The sequence below is a fragment of the Enterococcus sp. H57 genome, from assembly GCF_003112495.1.
Taxonomy (GTDB): Bacteria; Bacillota; Bacilli; order Lactobacillales; family Enterococcaceae; genus Enterococcus_B; species Enterococcus_B faecium.
On the sequence record NZ_BEHC01000080.1, the window covers coordinates 1 to 290 of the forward strand.

Sequence of the window (290 nt, forward strand, 5' to 3'; positions counted from 1 at the left end):
GGCTAAACAATTTGTTCAGCTTTCAAATTCAACGCGGTGTTCTCGGTTTGTATTACTTACATTTACTTCAAATATCCAGTTTTCAATGAACAAATTTAACAACTAATGTTGTTAATGGAGCCTAGCGGGATCGAACCGCTGACCTCCTGCGTGCAAAGCAGGCGCTCTCCCAGCTGAGCTAAGGCCCCGTTTTAAATTGAGAGTAAACCTCTCAAAACTGAACAAAGTAAAAACAAATTGTGTAGTCTCCGTAATATTCCTTAGAAAGGAGGTGATCCAGCCGCACCTTC

1 tRNA gene is annotated in these 290 nt (G+C 41.7%); it reads right to left on the reverse strand.

The window, feature by feature from the left end:
* Nucleotides 1–115: 115 nt before the first annotated feature.
* A tRNA-Ala gene (locus DIZ30_RS12770) sits at nt 116–188 on the reverse strand.
* Nucleotides 189–290 lie beyond the last annotated feature (102 nt).